This is a genomic window from Phytobacter massiliensis JC163 (genome assembly GCF_000321045.1).
Taxonomy (GTDB): domain Bacteria; phylum Pseudomonadota; class Gammaproteobacteria; order Enterobacterales; family Enterobacteriaceae; genus Phytobacter_A; species Phytobacter_A massiliensis.
Window position 1 is genome coordinate 1 of record NZ_CAEO01000171.1, and the last position, 1,734, is coordinate 1,734.

The 1,734-nt window shown below is 53.2% G+C and carries 1 rRNA gene; it reads right to left on the reverse strand.

Annotation, left to right across the window (positions count from 1 at the left end):
* Positions 1–44: 44 nt before the first annotated feature.
* Positions 45–1,586: ribosomal RNA gene (locus ENTHG_RS00005) — 16S ribosomal RNA — on the reverse strand.
* Positions 1,587–1,734 lie beyond the last annotated feature (148 nt).

Genomic DNA, 1,734 nt, shown 5'->3' on the forward strand with positions numbered 1-1,734 from the left:
ATCAGACAATCTGTGTGGACACTGCAGAGGCAGGTTCTTTAAGGTAAGGAGGTGATCCAACCGCAGGTTCCCCTACGGTTACCTTGTTACGACTTCACCCCAGTCATGAATCACAAAGTGGTAAGCGCCCTCCCGAAGGTTAAGCTACCTACTTCTTTTGCAACCCACTCCCATGGTGTGACGGGCGGTGTGTACAAGGCCCGGGAACGTATTCACCGTGGCATTCTGATCCACGATTACTAGCGATTCCGACTTCATGGAGTCGAGTTGCAGACTCCAATCCGGACTACGACGCACTTTATGAGGTCCGCTTGCTCTCGCGAGGTCGCTTCTCTTTGTATGCGCCATTGTAGCACGTGTGTAGCCCTGGTCGTAAGGGCCATGATGACTTGACGTCATCCCCACCTTCCTCCAGTTTATCACTGGCAGTCTCCTTTGAGTTCCCGGCCGGACCGCTGGCAACAAAGGATAAGGGTTGCGCTCGTTGCGGGACTTAACCCAACATTTCACAACACGAGCTGACGACAGCCATGCAGCACCTGTCTCACGGTTCCCGAAGGCACTAAGGCATCTCTGCCAAATTCCGTGGATGTCAAGACCAGGTAAGGTTCTTCGCGTTGCATCGAATTAAACCACATGCTCCACCGCTTGTGCGGGCCCCCGTCAATTCATTTGAGTTTTAACCTTGCGGCCGTACTCCCCAGGCGGTCGACTTAACGCGTTAGCTCCGGAAGCCACGCCTCAAGGGCACAACCTCCAAGTCGACATCGTTTACGGCGTGGACTACCAGGGTATCTAATCCTGTTTGCTCCCCACGCTTTCGCACCTGAGCGTCAGTCTTTGTCCAGGGGGCCGCCTTCGCCACCGGTATTCCTCCAGATCTCTACGCATTTCACCGCTACACCTGGAATTCCACCCCCCTCTACAAGACTCCAGCCTGTCAGTTTCGAATGCAGTTCCCGGGTTGAGCCCGGGGATTTCACATCCGACTTGACAGACCGCCTGCGTGCGCTTTACGCCCAGTAATTCCGATTAACGCTTGCACCCTCCGTATTACCGCGGCTGCTGGCACGGAGTTAGCCGGTGCTTCTTCTGCGGGTAACGTCAATTGATAAAGGTATTCGCTTTATCACCTTCCTCCCCGCTGAAAGTGCTTTACAACCCGAAGGCCTTCTTCACACACGCGGCATGGCTGCATCAGGCTTGCGCCCATTGTGCAATATTCCCCACTGCTGCCTCCCGTAGGAGTCTGGACCGTGTCTCAGTTCCAGTGTGGCTGGTCATCCTCTCAGACCAGCTAGGGATCGTCGCCTAGGTGAGCCGTTACCCCACCTACTAGCTAATCCCATCTGGGCACATCCGATGGCAAGAGGCCCGAAGGTCCCCCTCTTTGGTCTTGCGACATTATGCGGTATTAGCTACCGTTTCCAGTAGTTATCCCCCTCCATCGGGCAGTTTCCCAGACATTACTCACCCGTCCGCCACTCGTCAGCGAAGCAGCAAGCTGCTTCCTGTTACCGTTCGACTTGCATGTGTTAGGCCTGCCGCCAGCGTTCAATCTGAGCCATGATCAAACTCTTCAATTTAAAAGTTTGATGCTCAAAGAATTAAACATTCGTAATGAATTACGTGTTCACTCTTGAGACTTGGTATTCATTTATTGTCCGAAGACATTAAGAATCCAGTCCATCTGAGTGCCCACACAGATTGTCTGATAAATTGTTAAAGAGCAGT